This is a genomic window from Caballeronia sp. HLA56, assembly GCF_054655155.1.
Map to the genome: position 1 here is coordinate 1,780,697 of NZ_BAAHOB010000005.1, position 15,547 is coordinate 1,796,243.

The window sequence follows — 15,547 nt, forward strand, 5'->3', positions numbered from 1 at the left end:
GTGCGCGACCCCGCAAAGCGTGGGCGCGTCATGTTTCCTCGGTTACAATCGCCGGATGCGAATCCTACTCAGCAACGACGACGGCTACCTGGCGCGCGGCATCAACGTGCTGCACGACGCCTTGCAGCCGCTCGGCGAAGTAACGGTGATGGCGCCGGAGCAGAACTGCAGCGGCTCGTCCAACTCGCTCACGTTGTCGCGGCCATTGAGCGTGCATCAGTCGGCTAACGGTTTCAACTTCGTGAACGGCACGCCAACCGACTCGGTGCATATCGCGCTCACCGGCATGCTCGAAGCGCGGCCCGATCTCGTCGTGTCAGGGATCAACAACGGCCAGAATGTCGGCGAGGACACGCTCTATTCCGGCACGGTCGCGGCCGCCACCGAAGGCTTCATGTTCGGCATTCCGGCTATCGCGTTTTCGCTCGTCGGGCGTGACTGGCTGCATCTAGAAGATGCGGCGCGCGTGGCCGCCGAAATCGTCGCGCATTTTTTGGATCACCCCATGCCGGGTCATCCGCTTCTGAACGTCAATATTCCGAGCCTGCCGTACGACCAACTGCGCGAGTGGAAGGTCACGCGTCTGGGCAAGCGGCATCCGTCGCAGCCGGTGATTCGCCAGACCGACCCGCGCGGCAACCCGATCTACTGGATCGGCCCGTCGGGCGACGCGCTCGACGCCAGCGAAGGCACCGACTTTCACGCAGTCGCGAACGGCTTCGTTTCGATCACGCCGCTGCAGCTCGACCTGACTCACACGAAACTCATGGCCGAGACCCGCGAATGGGCGCAAGCCGGGAGCCGTCGCTCATGAGCGACGAGCGCGCCAAGCGCTTCCCGCTGGCGCTCGCGGACCTCGTGCGCGAGCCGCGCAAGCCGGCCGGCCGCACGCAGGACGCGCGCGCCAAGTCAGCGGCGGTATCGACCACGAAAGCCGCTGCCGCGAAGCCGGGCAGTGTGCGCGGCGCGGCTTCGGCGCTCAAGAATCCGGCGAGTGCGGCGGCATCCGTCAAGTCCGCGACCACGGTTTTTCCGGTGCGCTCGGCAGCCCAGCCTGTCATCAATTCCGTCGCCAAGGCCGCTACCAAACCGGCAAGTGGAACCGCGAAACCGGTTCCGGGCGCGAATCGCAGTCCGGCCCAGGCGCCGCATCCCCGAACGAGTGCATTGCGCACCGCGCAGCGTCCCGCCGGACGCGATCTGAACGCGGCATCGACGGCCACGAAAAAGGGCGCGCCCAACGTGGCATTCGCCAGCACGCAGACGCTCACCTCGGAACGGGTGCGCGAGCGCATGGTCGAACGCCTGCGCACGAACGGCGTGACCGACCCGCGCGTGCTGAACGCCATGTCGGTCGTGCCGCGCCATATGTTCGTCGACCCCGGCCTCGCCGCGCAGGCTTACGAAGATGCCGCGCTGCCGATCGGTCACCATCAGACCATCTCGAAGCCGTCGGTCGTCGCGCGCATGATCGAACTGGTCGCGGCAGGGCGCACGTTGGACAAGGTGCTGGAAATTGGCACCGGTTGCGGCTATCAGGCAGCGGTGCTGTCGCAGGTCGCGACCGAGGTTTATTCGATCGAGCGCGTGCGGCCGTTGTCCGAACGCGCCAAGCTCAATCTTCGGCCGCTGCGTGTGCCGAATATCCGGCTGCATTACGGCGACGGGCGGCTCGGACTGGCTGCCGCGGCGCCGTTCGATGCCATCGTGATCGCGTGCGCGGGACTCGACGTGCCGCAGGCCTTGCTCGAACAACTGGCGATAGGCGGCAGGCTCGTCGCGCCGGTGGGCTCGCAGGCCGCGCAGTCGCAGGTGCTCACGCTCGTCACGCGCGTGTCGGCCACGCAATGGCGGGAGTCGCAGCTCGATCGCGTTTTTTTTGTACCTTTAAAATCCGGAGTGATTTGAAACCGATGAGTATCTTGCGTGCTTTGCGAGAAACGCGTGCGGACGTTCGCCTGACGGCGGCGCAGCGCGGTGTGTGCGTCCTTGCGCTGTCCATGCTGGCGGCCTGTGCGTCGCGGATGGATTCAGCGCCGGTGGTCGACAGAACGGGCGCGCCTATCGCCACGGATGCCGCCGCGCTTGCCAACCAGCCGCCGCCGCCTGGCTATATTCGCGTGAAACCGGGCGACACCCTATATCGGATCGCATTGGAAAACGGTCAGAATTATCACGACATCGCAACGTGGAATAACCTGACGAACCCGAACCAGATCGAAGTCGGTCAACTGGTGCGTGTGGCGCCTCCGGGTGCGAATCTGGCAGCGGCGACGCCGGGCGTGTCGACCGCACCGATCGCGGGTGGCGCGGTGGCTACGCAACCGCTTAACGGCGGCGCGGGCGTCTATGGCACGCCGCAGTCGGGTGCAACGACGCAGCCGCCGTACTACGGTCCGTCGTCGGGCATGGGTGCGGCGCCGGGCGCTGCATCCGGTGCGCTCGCGGGCACCACGCCGGCGCCGGGCGTGGACAGCGCGGCAACGGCTCAACCGGCTTTCATCTGGCCGGCGCGTGGTCCGATTCTCGGCACATTCGACGACGCGAAGAACAAAGGTTTGAACATTGGCGGTGCACCGGGAGATGCGGTCAATGCATCGGCGGATGGCAGGGTCGTCTACTCCGGAAATGGCTTGCGCGGCTACGGGAATCTCATCATCATCAAGCACGACGCGACTTTTCTCACTGCGTACGCACACAACCGCGCTTTGATGGTAAAAGAAGGAGACGCGGTGACCAAAGGTCAAAAAATCGCCGAAATGGGCAACAGCGATTCAGACCGTGTGATGTTGCATTTCGAAGTTCGCCGGCAGGGAAAACCTGTTGACCCACTGAAGTATTTGCCGCCGCAATAAAGCGAGCCATCATGCAAAAAACGAAGCGCCGCCAGCCGCAAGCCGAGACTGAGACCATCAGCCGACCGTTGCAAGTGTCGGTGGAAGACGGTGCTTCGACCCGAGACGACGATGCCGAAAACATCGACGTCGATATCGATTCCGACGAAGAAGGCGAAAACCGTAAAAAGGGTGGCGACGAGTCGGGAGAAGGCGCAAACGATTCCGCGCCCGAACCCGACGACTTTCGCTCTCTTTTGCAGGCCGAACTGACGGCCGACACCATTCAGCATTACCTCAATCGCATCAGCGTGAAGCCGCTGCTCACCGTCGAGGAAGAGCAGCGTTATTCGCGTCTTGCCAAGGCGGGCGAGTTCGAGGCGCGCCAGGTCATGATCGAGCGCAATTTGCGGCTGGTGGTGAGTATCGCTAAGGGTTATCTCAATCGCGGCGTGCCTTTGCTCGATCTGATCGAGGAAGGCAACCTCGGTCTCATGCACGCAATCGAGAAATTCGATCCCACGCGCGGTTTTCGTTTTTCGACTTACGCCACGTGGTGGATTCGCCAGAGCATCGAGCGCGCAATCATGAATCAGGCGCGCACGGTGCGCCTTCCGGTGCATGTGATTCGCGAACTGAATCAAGTGTTGCGCGCGAAGCGTCATCTGGAAAAGAACTCGGCGAATTCCACCGATCCCGTCGCGCCCGAGCGCCGCGACGCGAGCATCGAAGATATTGCGTATCTCACCGGCAAGACGCCGGAGGAAGTCACCGATATCCTCGCGCTCAACGAACACACGGCTTCGCTCGATGCCCCGCTCGACCTCGACCCCGGCAGCAGCCTGCTCGATCTCCTTTCGGACGATCAAAGCCAGTCGCCGGATGCCGAAGTTCAGCACCGCGAACTGGAAACGCTCACGCGGCTCTGGCTTTCGCGTCTGTCGGACAAACATCGGCATGTGATCGAACGGCGTTTCGGGCTGAACCATATCGAACCCGCCACGCTCGAAGAACTGGCCGATGAAATGGGCCTCACGCGCGAACGCGTACGGCAAATCCAGCAAGAGGCGCTCGTGCGGCTCAAACGCTTCTTCGCCTCGAACGGCGTGCGCAAGGACGCCGTGCTTTAACGCTCCAAAGCGGCGTTCGAAAAAGCGCCGCGTTTCCAGAATTCAATGACACCGATTCTCGTATTCGACATCGAGACCATTCCCGATGTCGACGGCATTCGCCGTCTCGAAGACTTACCCGACGATCTGTCCGCGCGCGAAGTCGCCGAACACGCGTTCGCCGCGCGCCGCGAGCGCGTAGGCAACGACTTCTTGCCGCATCATTTGCAACGCATTGCCGCGATCTCCTGCGTCTTTCGCGACGACAGCGGTTTTCGCGTGCGCTCGCTCGGCACGAAGACGGATGGCGAGGCATCGCTGATCCAGTCGTTTTATCGCGTGATCGAAAAATACACGCCGCAACTCGTCTCGTGGAACGGCGGCGGTTTCGATCTGCCCGTGCTCCATTATCGTGCGCTCGTGCATGGCATCGCGGCGCCGCGTTACTGGGACTTGGGCCAGGACGATCGCGAGTTCAGGTTCAACAACTACATCAGCCGCTATCACATGCGGCATCTCGACCTGATGGACGTGCTCGCGATGTATCAGGCGCGCGCCAACGCACCGCTCGATGCACTCGCCAAACTGTGTGGCTTTCCCGGCAAGCTGGGCATGGACGGCGGCAAGGTATGGGACGCCTATTGCGATGGTCAGATCGACGAGATCCGCAACTATTGCGAAACGGATGTCGTCAACACTTACCTTATGTATTGCCGCTTTCAGATGATGCGTGGCGGACTCACGCCGGACGAGTACGCGGACGAGATCAACTTCGTGAAGAACGCGCTCGCGCTGGAAGCGTCGCCGCATTGGGCCGAATATCTCGCCGCATTCGGCCGGTGAGTGCGAGGCCGTGACGTTCGTCTACAATCTCGCCTTTGCCAACACGTCAGTCAGGAAGTACGCAGGTGTCTGAAGCCGCTCGAAAAAATTCGCATCGCCGCCGCGCCGCGCCGGCCAAAACCGTTACGCCCGATCCGTCATTCGTCGCGCCCGAAATCGAAATCGAGTCACTCGACATGGACGCGCGCGGCGTCGGCCGCACGGTCAACGAGAACGGCGAGCCGGGCAAGGTGATCTTCGTCGAAGGCGCGCTGCCCGGCGAACGAGTGAGCTATTCGAGCTATCGCAAGAAGCCGAGTTTCGAGCAGGCGCAAGTGGTGAACGTGTTGCGCGAGGCGGTCATCCGCACGAAGCCGAAGTGTCAGTTCTTCGGCACGTGCGGCGGTTGTTCCATGCAGCATCTCGACGTGCGCGCGCAGATTGCCGTGAAGCAGCGGGTGCTCGAGGACAATCTTCAGCATTTGTCGAAACTGCGCGCGGAAACCATGTTCCGGCCGATTCACGGGCCGTCGTGGGGTTATCGCTATCGCGCGCGCCTGACGGTGCGGCACGTTGAGAAAAAGGGCGGCGTGCTCGTCGGCTTTCATGAACGCAAGAGCAGCTATGTCGCCGACATGACGAGCTGCGAGGTGCTGCCGCCGCACGTTTCCGCCATGCTCGTGCCACTGCGGCATCTGGTAGCCGGTTTGTCGATTCGTGACCGCATGCCGCAGATCGAGCTTGCGGTTGGCGCGGACGTGACGGCGCTGGTGTTGCGCATTCTCGAACCGCTCAACGACGCCGACGAAGCGCTTTTGCGCGCCTTTGCCGACGAACACGCCGGCGTGCAATTCTGGCTGCAGCCGAAAGGTCCCGACACGGTTTATCCGTTTTATCCGCTCGAGAGCGAACTGGCTTATACGCTGCCGGAGTTTCACATCCGCATGCCATTCAAGCCGACTGATTTCACGCAGGTGAACCATCAGATCAACCGCGTGCTCGTGGCGCGCGCGTTGAGCCTGCTCGCGCCGGAACAGAACGATCGCGTGCTCGATTTGTTTTGCGGCATCGGCAACTTCACGCTGCCGCTTGCGCGCGTGTCGCGCGAAGTGGTGGGTATCGAAGGAAGCGAAGCGCTGACCGCGCGCGCACTGGAAAACGCGCAGGCCAATGGCGTGGACGGCCATACGTCGTTTGCCTGCCGCAATTTGTTCGAAGTGACTGCCGACGATCTGCGCGCGCTCGGGCACTTCGACAAATATCTGATCGATCCGCCGCGCGAGGGCGCGCTCGCAGTGGCGAAGGCGCTTGCGGACATCGCTCAAAGCGGCGAGGGTTCGCTGCCGAAGCGCATCGTTTATGTGTCGTGCAACCCGGCGACGCTCGCGCGCGACGCCGGCCTGCTCGTCCACGAGGCGGGGTATCGGATGAAGGGCGCGGGCGTCGTCAACATGTTCCCGCATACGTCGCACGTCGAATCCATTGCATTGTTCGAACGCGACTGAAGCGCTTTTATTTAAGAAGGCAAAAAAAACCGGCCCGAAGGCCGGTTTTTCGTTTGAAGCACCGGTTCGATCAGTTCCGGTTGCCGCCGAAGATGCCAAGCAGTGCCAGCAAATTCGTGAAGACGTTGTACAGATCGAGGTAGATGGCGAGCGTCGCACTGATGTAGTTCGTCTCGCCGCCATTCACAACGCGCTGCACGTCGAACAGCATGTAAGCCGAGAAGATCACGATGGCGAGCACGGAGATCGTCAGCATGAGCGCCGGCAGTTGCAGGAAAATGTTCGCGACTGCAGCCAGCAGAATGACCATCACGCCCATGAACAGCCACTTGCCGAGGCCCGAAAAGTCACGCTTGCTGACCGTGGCGATGGTCGCCATGGCCGCGAAAATCACGCCCGTGCCGCCAAAGGCCATCATGATGAGCTGCGGCCCGTTCGAGAAACCGAGGATGAAGCTCAAAAGACGCGAGAGCATCAGGCCCATGAAGAACGTGAAGCCGAGCAGAACGACCACGCCCATGCTGCTGTTCTTCGTTTTCTCGATGGCGAACATGAAGCCGAACGCAATCGCCATGAACGCGATGAAGCTCATTGCCGGGCTGGTGGCCGCGAACAGGGAAAAGCCCGTCGCGACGCCGACCCATGCGCCGAGCACCGTCGGCACCATGGAAAGCGCCAGCAGCCAGTAAGTGTTGCGTAGCACGCGGTTGCGCACCTCGACCGAAGTGACGCTGCCGTTGCGTCCAAAACTGTAGGGTGATTCGTTCATGGTTTCTCCTTGCTTCAAATTGTCTGTCGTCGACCCGCGCTACATCCGTCATACACGAATGATACGGTAGGAATACTTAAGCGATTATGAGGCCGTTGCCCGCGCCATTCCGGTTTCGTGCAGTGCCTGATGTCGCGAGGCGGTTGCAAAGCGCGGCTCGACTCCAATATGACTGCCGCACGGTCCGAAATCAATGGCGCCGACGTTTCTCGGCGCGATACACGCTTGAGGCACGCTGACGTATGACGGTTCGACCCTTACGGCGCCGTAAGGTTTCAATCGCAATCATACCCTGCTTCATGCTACAATTGTCGATTCCTTTTAATCCGTAAACCGTTAATTTTTTGGAGTTTTTCATGGCAATCGAGCGCACCCTGTCGATTATCAAGCCGGACGCAGTGGCAAAGAATGTTATCGGCCAAATCTACAGCCGTTTCGAGAGTGCTGGACTCAAGATTATTGCTTCGCGCATGGTGCATCTGTCGCGCGCGGACGCGGAAAAGTTCTACGCAGTGCACGCTGCACGCCCGTTCTTCAAGGACCTCGTGGAATTCATGATCTCCGGTCCGGTGCAGATTCAAGTGCTGGAAGGCGAAGGCGCGATCATCAAGAACCGCGACCTGATGGGCGCGACCGATCCGAAGAAGGCAGACAAGGGCACGATCCGCGCTGATTTCGCGGACAGCATCGATGCAAACGCCGTGCACGGTTCCGACGCTCCGGAAACGGCAGCGCAGGAAATCGCGTTCTTCTTCCCGCAAGTGAACGTCTACTCGCGCTAAGTCGCGCGTTGGTTGCCGCATCGGTCCGTGCCTCGAGGCAGTGCGCCGGATCATGCGGCTGTCGCGCCGGCATCGCTTGAAAAGCTGGAACATGCAGGAATTGGCGCGAACGGTCTCGGGCAAAAGCTCCCGAGCTTCGCAATCTGAAATGGCAGGACTCGACATGACGAACAGCAGCACCGTCAATCTTCTCGATCTCGACGCCGCCGGGCTCGTCGCTTATTGCGGCAGCCTGGGCGAAAAGCCGTTTCGCGCCAAGCAATTGCAGCGCTGGATCCACCAATATGGCGTCGACGACTTCGACGGCATGACGGACCTCGCGAAATCGCTGCGTGAAAAACTCAAGGGTCGCGCCAGTTTGGCGATGCCCGAAATCTCTCGCGATCACGTTTCCACCGACGGCACGCGCAAGTGGCTGATCGACGTAGGCAACGGTAACGCTGTCGAAACCGTGTTCATTCCCGAGGAAACGCGCGGCACGTTGTGCGTGTCCTCGCAGGCAGGCTGCGCGGTGAACTGCCGGTTTTGTTCCACGGGCAAGCAGGGATTCTCCCGCAATCTGACCACTGGCGAGATCATCGGGCAGTTGCGCATGGCTGAATTCGCGCTGCGCAAGTCGCTCGGGCGCGAAGTCGGCGGCCCGGGAAAGGGCGAGCGCGTCATCACCAATGTCGTGATGATGGGCATGGGCGAGCCCATGCTGAATTACGACGCCGTCGTGCCCGCCATGCGTCTGATGCTCGACGACAACGCCTATGGCCTGTCGCGCCGTCGCGTGACGCTATCCACTTCCGGCGTCGTGCCCATGATGGACCGCCTCGCCGCGGATCTGCCAGTGGCGCTTGCCGTGTCGCTACACGCGCCGAACGACCCGCTGCGTGACATGCTGGTGCCGCTCAACAAGAAGTATCCGCTGCGTGAATTGATGGCTGCGTGCCAGCGCTATCTGAAGGTTGCGCCGCGCGATTTCATCACGTTCGAATACTGCATGCTCGACGGCGTCAACGACACCGAAGCCCATGCGCGCGAACTGCTGGCCGTCACGCGCGACGTGCCGTGCAAATTCAACCTCATTCCGTTCAATCCGTTCCCGGAATCAGGTCTGACTCGCTCGAAGAACGAGCAGATCAAGCGCTTCGCGCAGGTTCTGATGGACGCGGGCATCGTCACCACCGTGCGCAAGACGCGCGGCGACGACATCGACGCAGCTTGCGGGCAGCTTGCGGGCGAAGTGAAGGATCGCACGCGCCTCGTGGAACGCATGGGTCGCGCGCCAGGCAAGGTGATCGAGGTGCGCGCGGTCTGACGCATTGCCGCCGTACAGCGAAGAAAAACAAGTCCGAAAAGACGGAAGTCGCGCCAGGCCGGCGCGCAAAGCCGAACATTTTGTTATAAAGCGGTCTGCAACATTGCCGGGGCTGTATCGTTCACGTTTTGATGCAATCCGCCGGCTTAGCCGCGCTATATAAAAGAATCGATGCGAGGAAATTGGGATGAGTGAGCCGCAGCACCCGACGCCTTTTGGCAGTCATACCGGGGGTCTTCCTGTCAATGAGCATGACGGTCAGGCGGGCACTGGCGGGGCGGCATCGAACGCGAGCCAGACGGGGCCTCTGGATTCGATTGCCGCTGTCGGCGCGCGGCTCGCGCAGCTTCGTCACGCGAAGTCATGGTCGATCGACGACATTTCAGCGCGTCTCAAGGTCTCGCCGAACAAGCTGCTCGCGCTCGAAGCGGGCGACATCAGTCAATTGCCCGATCGCACGTTCGCAGCGGGTATCGTGCGTAGCTACGCCAAGGTTCTCGGTACCGATCCCGCGCCTTTCACGCAGGCTTTTCGTCGCGAGGGCGCGGCGGTCGGGCAAAATCTGAAGGTGCCGGCTTCGGCGGGTGCGGGTCTGCCGCGACAGCGCGTGTCGGTGCCGCTCGGTGGTTCGTCGGGCAAGAAACGCTCGTGGCTCTGGGGCATCGCGGCGGTCGTCGTGGTGCTGGCCGCGCTTGTGATGTGGCATACCGGCGGCGATTCGTCGGCGTGGCTCGCGCGCCTCAAGTCGAGCACGGGCGCTGGCACGGCCGCGCCGGGCGACACGGTGTCCGCTTCCGTCGTCTCCACGCCTGATGAAGCCGCCGCGGCGAACACCGGCGAAGCCGCCTCGCTGCCCGAAGTGGCCGCCGCGCCCGGCGAACAGCCGATGCCACGTCCGCTCGGCACGAACGCGTTGCCGGCCTCGTCGTCGACCATTGCGGCGTTGCAGGGCGCAAGCGCGTCGGCCGCGGCCAAGCAGGCGCCGGCCGCCGGCGCTGCCGCATCCGCGCCGGTCGTCGCCGGCACGGGCGCGAGCGCAGTCGAATTGAAAGTGAAGGAAGATAGCTGGTTCAGCGTGCGCGGCAAGGACGGCAAGGAGGTTTTCTCCGGTCTCGTCCACGCGGGAAGCACGCAACGCGTGCAGGGCGAAGCGCCGTTCAAGGTGACCGTCGGCAACGCGAAGAGCGTCGATTCCATCTCGTTTGACGATCAGCCGGTCGACGCCAAGAAATACGTTTCCGCACGCGGCAACGTCGCGCGCTTCACGCTGCCCTGAACGGGCGGCGCGTAGCGGTGTCGGAGTCGGAGGTTCAGCGCGCGTGCAAGTCATGGGCATTCCGGCTTTTGCCGTGATGCCCGTTCAAGGTTCCATATTCGCACCGTCGCGCCGCTTGCACGCGGCGCCTGGTGGCCAAAGGGTTTTTCGATGCAATCCGAAGCTCAATCCCTGATTAGCAGCAAGATCTGTTCGACCGAACCGGTGTTCGGCGGCTCGTCGAAGCGTCGTGCATCGCATGCGGTGGACGTGCGCTGGGGCGGTCAGCTCGTCACCATCGGCGGCGACTCACCGGTGCGCGTGCAGTCGATGACCAACACCGACACCGCCGACGCCATCGGAACCGCCATCCAGATCAAGGAACTGGCGCAGGCGGGTTCCGAACTCGTGCGCATCACGGTGAATACGCCGGAAGCGGCGGCGGAAGTGCCGCACATCCGCGATCAACTCGACCGCATGGGCGTGTCCGTGCCGCTCGTCGGCGACTTCCATTACAACGGGCATCTGCTGCTGCGCGATCATCCGGCGTGCGCCGAAGCGCTGTCGAAGTACCGCATCAATCCCGGCAACGTCGGACAGGGCGCAAAGCGCGACACGCAATTCGCGCAGATGATCGAAGCCGCGATCAAGTACGACAAACCGGTGCGCATCGGCGTGAACTGGGGCAGTCTCGACCAGGACCTGCTCGCGCGCATGATGGACGAAAACGCCGCGCGCTCGGCGCCGTGGGAACTGCAAAGTGTGATGTATGAAGCGCTGATCCAGTCGGCGGTCGGCTCGGCGGAACGCGCGGTCGAACTCGGCCTCGGTCGCGACAAGATCATCCTGTCGTGCAAGGTGAGCGGCGTGCAGGATCTGGTCGCCGTTTATCGCGAACTCGCTAAACGTTGCAGCTTCGCGCTGCATCTCGGCCTGACCGAGGCGGGCATGGGCTCGAAGGGCATCGTCGCTTCGACGGCGGCGCTGTCGTTGCTGCTGCAGGAAGGCATCGGCGACACCATCCGTATTTCGCTGACGCCCGAGCCAGGCGGCGCGCGCACGGGCGAAGTGGTCGTCGGCCAGGAAATCCTCCAGACCATGGGTCTGCGTTCCTTTACGCCCATGGTCATTGCATGTCCCGGCTGCGGGCGCACGACCAGCACGCTGTTCCAAGAACTCGCGTCGCAGATCCAAAGCTATTTGCGCAACTCCATGCCCGTATGGCGCGACCAGTTTCCCGGCGTCGAGAAGATGCACGTCGCGGTGATGGGCTGCATCGTCAACGGGCCGGGCGAATCGAAACACGCGAACATCGGCATCAGTTTGCCGGGTTCGGGCGAAAATCCCGCCGCGCCCGTGTTTATCGACGGCGTGAAGGTGAAGACCTTGCGTGGCGAGCGTATCGCCGAGGAATTCCAGCAAATCGTCAGCGACTACGTCGAGCGCACCTACGGGCAAGAAACCGGCAAGCGCGAAGAAACGTCCGCGGCAACACTTTAAAGACAGATGACTGAACAGAAGAAACGGCTCGGCAAGCTGACCGGCGTCAAGGGCATGAACGACATCCTCCCGCAGGACGCCGCGTTGTGGGACTTCTTCGAATCCACGGTGAAGTCGATGCTGCGCGCATACGGCTATCAGAACATCCGCACGCCGATCATCGAGCATACGCAGTTGTTCACGCGCGGGATCGGCGAAGTGACGGATATCGTCGAAAAAGAGATGTACAGCTTCACCGATTCGCTCAACGGCGAACATCTCACCATGCGGCCCGAAAACACGGCGGCGGTGGTGCGCGCGAGCATCGAACACAACCTGCTTTACGACGGTCCGAAGCGCCTGTGGTACATCGGCCCGATGTTCCGTCACGAGCGTCCGCAGCGCGGGCGGTATCGCCAGTTCCATCAGGTCGGCGTGGAAGCACTCGGTTTCGCGGGACCGGACACGGACGCCGAAATCATCATGATGTGTCAGCGCCTGTGGGACGACCTTGGGTTGACCGGCATTCGCCTGGAACTGAATTCGCTCGGCCAGCCTGACGAGCGCGCGGCGCACCGCAAGGAACTGATCGCGTATCTGGAGCAGCACGTCGACGCGCTCGACGAAGAAGCCAAACGCCGTCTCTACACCAACCCGCTGCGCGTGCTCGACACGAAGAATCCCGCGCTGCAGGAAATCGCGCAGAACGCGCCGAAGCTCACCGACTTCCTGGGCGAAGAATCGCGCAAGCATTTCGAGGGCGTGCAAAGGCTGCTGAAGGCCAACAACATTCCGTTCAAGATCAATCCGCGTCTCGTGCGCGGTCTCGACTATTACAACCTCACCGTATTCGAGTGGGTGACCGACAAGCTCGGCGCGCAAGGCACGGTGGCGGGCGGCGGCCGGTACGACCCGCTCATCGAGCAACTTGGCGGCAAGCCCACGGCCGCGTGTGGCTGGGCGATGGGCGTCGAGCGTATCCTCGAGTTGCTGAAGGAAGAGAATCTCGTGCCGGAAGCGGAAGGTACGGACGTCTACGTAGTGCATCAGGGAGAAGCTGCCGCCGAGCAGGCGTTCATCGTGGCGGAGCGTCTGCGCGACACGGGCCTCGACGTGATCCTGCATTGCAGCCCGGACGGCGCGCCTGCCAGCTTCAAGTCACAGATGAAGAAAGCCGATGCGAGCGGCGCGGCTTTTGCCGTCGTGCTGGGCGAAGACGAACTCGCGCAGGGCACGATCGGCGTAAAGCCGCTGCGCCGCGCGGGCGCCGAAACGTCGGACGCGCAAAAGAACGAGCAGGTCAACGTTCCGGCGGAAGACTTGACCGAATACCTAATCAATGCGATGGTGGCATCCGCCGAAGACTAGGCGGCCCGACACGCGGGCAATGGCCGTGGGCATCGCGCTGGATGAGTGAACTGTCCGGCATCGCGCACGGCACTCGAAGTGCAATGAAACGCAGGAAGGAATAGCTGGACGATGAGCTATCACGACGAAGAAGAATCACTGGAAAGTTTGAAAGCCTGGTGGGCCAAGTGGGGTAATTCCACGACGTGGATCATCCTCGTGGCGCTTTTAATCGCAGCCGGATACAACGGCTGGAATTACTGGCAGCGTCATCAGGCGGCCGAGGCTTCCGTGCTGTACGACCAGCTTCAGCAGGCCGTTACCGGCAATGATCAGAAAATGGTGAGCCGTATTGCGACGGACATGGAAGACAAGTTCGGCAGCACGGCCTACGCTCAGATGAGCGCGCTCACCGCGGCCAAGTCGCTATACACGGCGGGCGATACCGCCGGCACGAAAGCGCAACTGCAATGGGCCATCGATCACGCGAAGGACGACGAGTACAAGCAAGTCGCGAAGCTGCGCCTCGCGCTGGTGCTCCTCGACGAGAAAAATTACGACGCGGGTCTGAAGCTGCTCGCGGATGCGCCGCTCGACGCCTACAAGGGTGTGATCGCGGACCGTCGCGGCGATCTGCTTGCGGCGCAAGGCAAGCGCGACGACGCCCGCGCATCCTACAAGCTGGCGCTCGGCGCGCTGCCCGCGAACGATACCTCCGCGCGGCAACTGGTCCAGTTCAAGCTCGACGCGCTCGGCGGCTGATCAGCGCGCGCCGCCGCAATCGACCGAGCCATATAACAATCAGGCCGCCCGGCCGCGCAACGCCTTGAAGGCGAAGGCGCGGCCGGGCGCCGATCAACCGAATCCGATAATTCATGTTGCGTCCACCGATGACTTTTTTGAAACGCTACGCCGTGCCGTTTGCCTGCGCGATGACCGCCTTGCTCGCGGCTTGCTCATCCACCAAGGATGAACGCCGCGTGCCGACACCGCTCGTCGAGTTCAAGCCGGTGCTCAACGTCTCCCAGGCGTGGAAGGCGAGCGTCGGCAAGGCAGGCCGCTATCTGTTCGCGCCGGTTGCCGTGGGCGACGCAATTTTTGCCGCAGGCGAGAACGGCTCGGTCGTGAAGATCGACGCGAAAACGGGTCAGGATGTCTGGCGCATCAAGCTCAAGGACGATCTGTCGGCGGGCGTCGGCAGCGACGGCAATCTGACTGCGGTCGGCGGTCTGAAGGGTTCGGTCTACGTGCTCGGACCGGACGGCAAGCAGTTGTGGACGGCAGTCGCGCCGGGCGAACTGATCTCTCCGCCGCTCGTCGGCAATGATCTCGTGATCGTGCGTACCATCGACGGCAAGGTCGTGGCCTTCAACGCGCAGACCGGCGAACAAAAGTGGGTCTTCCAATTGCGCGCGGTGCCGCTGAATCTGCGCGTCGCGGCGGGCATGACCTTCGCCGGCAATCAGGCCGTGCTTGCTGGATTCCCGGGCGGCACGTTCGCGGCAATCAACCTGCAAACGGGCGATGCCTTCTGGCAAACGCCTGTTTCATATCCGAAGGGCGTGACCGAAGTCGAGCGTATCAACGACGTGACCGGCGCACCGGGACTCGTCGGCGCGCAGAGCTGCGCGGTGACGTTCCAGGGCCGCATCGGCTGCTTCAATGCAAATTCCGGCCGTCCGGACTGGGAAAAGAGCTTCTCGTCCGACAGCGGTCTTGCGCAGGATTCCGACTTGGTCGCAGCCGGCGACGACTGGTCGGTCGTAAATGCGTTCCGCACCTCGGACGGCTCGCAGCTCTGGAAAACGGACAAGCTGAAGAACCGCCAGGTCAGCGTGCCGTATATTCTCGGTCGCGCGGTCGTTGTTGGCGACCTCGAAGGTTACGTCCACTTCCTGAGCGCGGATAACGGCGAACTCGTCGGCCGCGCCAAGACCGACGGCAGCGCGATCACCGCGCCGCCCGTGCTCGCCGGCAACACGCTCGTGGTCCTGACGCACGACGGCGGCATCTACGGCTTTCGTCCCAGCAACTAACACGCGCGTGATCGTCTGATCGAGCGGTATTGCGCGCTCGAAGCCGATCGCGCGGCAGGTCCGGCCAGAACCGGGCCGCAAGAGAAAGCAGGAGGCGCGGCAATCGCGCGCACTCCCGAGAGCCTGCCAGCGGAACGCAAAACGCGCGGTGGGCTGCAAGAATCAAAGCGCGTCGCGCGAAGGCGGCGCGCCAAAACTGCCTCTGACGAGGCGCAGCGGCGTCCCAGCGCCGCAGGCTTGACACACTGACGCCGTGACGCGTCGCGCGTGCCGCAAGCCGAATCCATGCTAATTTTCGACAAG

Annotated in this window: 14 protein-coding genes; 13 read left to right on the plus strand and 1 reads right to left on the minus strand. The window is 62.5% G+C overall.

From position 1 onward, the window contains the following. The first annotated feature begins 55 nt into the window (after positions 1-55). The 6 genes from surE to rlmD all read left to right on the plus strand — a co-directional run bounded on the left by surE (position 56) and on the right by rlmD (position 6,270). Positions 56-814, plus strand: a complete 759-nt coding sequence (surE, locus tag ACYQ47_RS27880; protein ID WP_244825347.1) for a 5'/3'-nucleotidase SurE — start codon at positions 56-58, stop codon at positions 812-814. Then, the gene (locus ACYQ47_RS27885; RefSeq protein WP_459907955.1) at positions 811-1,908 is read left to right on the plus strand and encodes a protein-L-isoaspartate(D-aspartate) O-methyltransferase; all 1,098 of its coding nucleotides are present in this window, start codon (positions 811-813) and stop codon (positions 1,906-1,908) included. Before surE ends, ACYQ47_RS27885 begins: the two co-directional genes overlap by 4 nt. A gap of 5 nt (positions 1,909-1,913) precedes the next feature. Beyond that, positions 1,914-2,855 carry a peptidoglycan DD-metalloendopeptidase family protein gene (locus ACYQ47_RS27890; protein WP_244825345.1) on the plus strand — a complete coding sequence of 314 codons (942 nt, stop codon included), beginning with the start codon at positions 1,914-1,916 and terminating at the stop codon, positions 2,853-2,855. 11 nt (positions 2,856-2,866) lie between these two features. Further along, the gene (gene rpoS / locus ACYQ47_RS27895; protein ID WP_250464972.1) at positions 2,867-3,964 is read left to right on the plus strand and encodes an RNA polymerase sigma factor RpoS; all 1,098 of its coding nucleotides are present in this window, start codon (positions 2,867-2,869) and stop codon (positions 3,962-3,964) included. A 45-nt stretch (positions 3,965-4,009) separates the two neighbouring features. Further along, on the plus strand, positions 4,010-4,786 hold the full coding sequence (locus tag ACYQ47_RS27900) for a 3'-5' exonuclease (protein WP_250464970.1): 777 nt from the start codon (positions 4,010-4,012) through the stop codon (positions 4,784-4,786). A gap of 65 nt (positions 4,787-4,851) precedes the next feature. Then, a complete protein-coding gene (gene rlmD / locus ACYQ47_RS27905; protein WP_459907959.1) occupies positions 4,852-6,270 on the plus strand; it encodes a 23S rRNA (uracil(1939)-C(5))-methyltransferase RlmD in 1,419 nt (472 codons plus the stop codon). Between the two features lie 70 nt (positions 6,271-6,340). On the opposite strand, the gene ACYQ47_RS27910 is transcribed toward rlmD, so the two are convergent. Next, a complete protein-coding gene (locus ACYQ47_RS27910; RefSeq protein ID WP_250492297.1) occupies positions 6,341-7,039 on the minus strand; it encodes a Bax inhibitor-1/YccA family protein in 699 nt (232 codons plus the stop codon). Between the two features lie 356 nt (positions 7,040-7,395). On the opposite strand from ACYQ47_RS27910, the gene ndk reads away from it, so the two are divergent. The 7 genes from ndk to bamB all read left to right on the plus strand — a co-directional run bounded on the left by ndk (position 7,396) and on the right by bamB (position 15,244). Next, positions 7,396-7,821 (plus strand): nucleoside-diphosphate kinase, encoded by a 426-nt coding sequence (gene ndk, locus ACYQ47_RS27915; RefSeq protein WP_244825340.1) that lies wholly within the window; start codon positions 7,396-7,398, stop codon positions 7,819-7,821. Between the two features lie 163 nt (positions 7,822-7,984). Continuing rightward, complete coding sequence (gene rlmN / locus ACYQ47_RS27920; RefSeq protein WP_459907962.1) at positions 7,985-9,127, plus strand: dual-specificity RNA methyltransferase RlmN; 1,143 nt, start codon at positions 7,985-7,987, stop codon at positions 9,125-9,127. A 187-nt stretch (positions 9,128-9,314) separates the two neighbouring features. After that, on the plus strand, positions 9,315-10,403 hold the full coding sequence (locus ACYQ47_RS27925; protein WP_309963586.1) for a helix-turn-helix domain-containing protein: 1,089 nt from the start codon (positions 9,315-9,317) through the stop codon (positions 10,401-10,403). A gap of 150 nt (positions 10,404-10,553) precedes the next feature. Next, positions 10,554-11,882, plus strand: a complete 1,329-nt coding sequence (ispG, locus tag ACYQ47_RS27930; RefSeq protein WP_244825337.1) for a flavodoxin-dependent (E)-4-hydroxy-3-methylbut-2-enyl-diphosphate synthase — start codon at positions 10,554-10,556, stop codon at positions 11,880-11,882. 6 nt (positions 11,883-11,888) lie between these two features. After that, a complete protein-coding gene (hisS, locus tag ACYQ47_RS27935) occupies positions 11,889-13,229 on the plus strand; it encodes a histidine--tRNA ligase (RefSeq protein WP_250464961.1) in 1,341 nt (446 codons plus the stop codon). A gap of 111 nt (positions 13,230-13,340) precedes the next feature. After that, complete coding sequence (locus tag ACYQ47_RS27940) at positions 13,341-13,970, plus strand: tetratricopeptide repeat protein (protein WP_244825335.1); 630 nt, start codon at positions 13,341-13,343, stop codon at positions 13,968-13,970. A gap of 128 nt (positions 13,971-14,098) precedes the next feature. Next, positions 14,099-15,244, plus strand: coding sequence for an outer membrane protein assembly factor BamB (gene bamB, locus ACYQ47_RS27945; protein WP_459907966.1), 1,146 nt, complete (start codon positions 14,099-14,101; stop codon positions 15,242-15,244). Positions 15,245-15,547 lie beyond the last annotated feature (303 nt).

Bases quoted from the DNA above. Each gene is read 5' to 3' on its own strand.
- hisS (WP_250464961.1), top strand. From the start codon at position 11,889: ATGACTGAACAGAAGAAACGGCTCGGCAAGCTGACCGGCGTCAAGGGC.
- ACYQ47_RS27885 (WP_459907955.1), top strand. From the start codon at position 811: ATGAGCGACGAGCGCGCCAAGCGCTTCCCGCTGGCGCTCGCGGACCTC.
- ndk (WP_244825340.1), top strand. From the start codon at position 7,396: ATGGCAATCGAGCGCACCCTGTCGATTATCAAGCCGGACGCAGTGGCA.
- rpoS (WP_250464972.1), top strand. From the start codon at position 2,867: ATGCAAAAAACGAAGCGCCGCCAGCCGCAAGCCGAGACTGAGACCATC.
- ACYQ47_RS27910 (WP_250492297.1), bottom strand. From the start codon at position 7,039: ATGAACGAATCACCCTACAGTTTTGGACGCAACGGCAGCGTCACTTCG.
- ispG (WP_244825337.1), top strand. From the start codon at position 10,554: ATGCAATCCGAAGCTCAATCCCTGATTAGCAGCAAGATCTGTTCGACC.
- ACYQ47_RS27890 (WP_244825345.1), top strand. From the start codon at position 1,914: ATGAGTATCTTGCGTGCTTTGCGAGAAACGCGTGCGGACGTTCGCCTG.
- surE (WP_244825347.1), top strand. From the start codon at position 56: ATGCGAATCCTACTCAGCAACGACGACGGCTACCTGGCGCGCGGCATC.
- bamB (WP_459907966.1), top strand. From the start codon at position 14,099: ATGACTTTTTTGAAACGCTACGCCGTGCCGTTTGCCTGCGCGATGACC.
- ACYQ47_RS27900 (WP_250464970.1), top strand. From the start codon at position 4,010: ATGACACCGATTCTCGTATTCGACATCGAGACCATTCCCGATGTCGAC.
- ACYQ47_RS27925 (WP_309963586.1), top strand. From the start codon at position 9,315: ATGAGTGAGCCGCAGCACCCGACGCCTTTTGGCAGTCATACCGGGGGT.
- rlmN (WP_459907962.1), top strand. From the start codon at position 7,985: ATGACGAACAGCAGCACCGTCAATCTTCTCGATCTCGACGCCGCCGGG.
- ACYQ47_RS27940 (WP_244825335.1), top strand. From the start codon at position 13,341: ATGAGCTATCACGACGAAGAAGAATCACTGGAAAGTTTGAAAGCCTGG.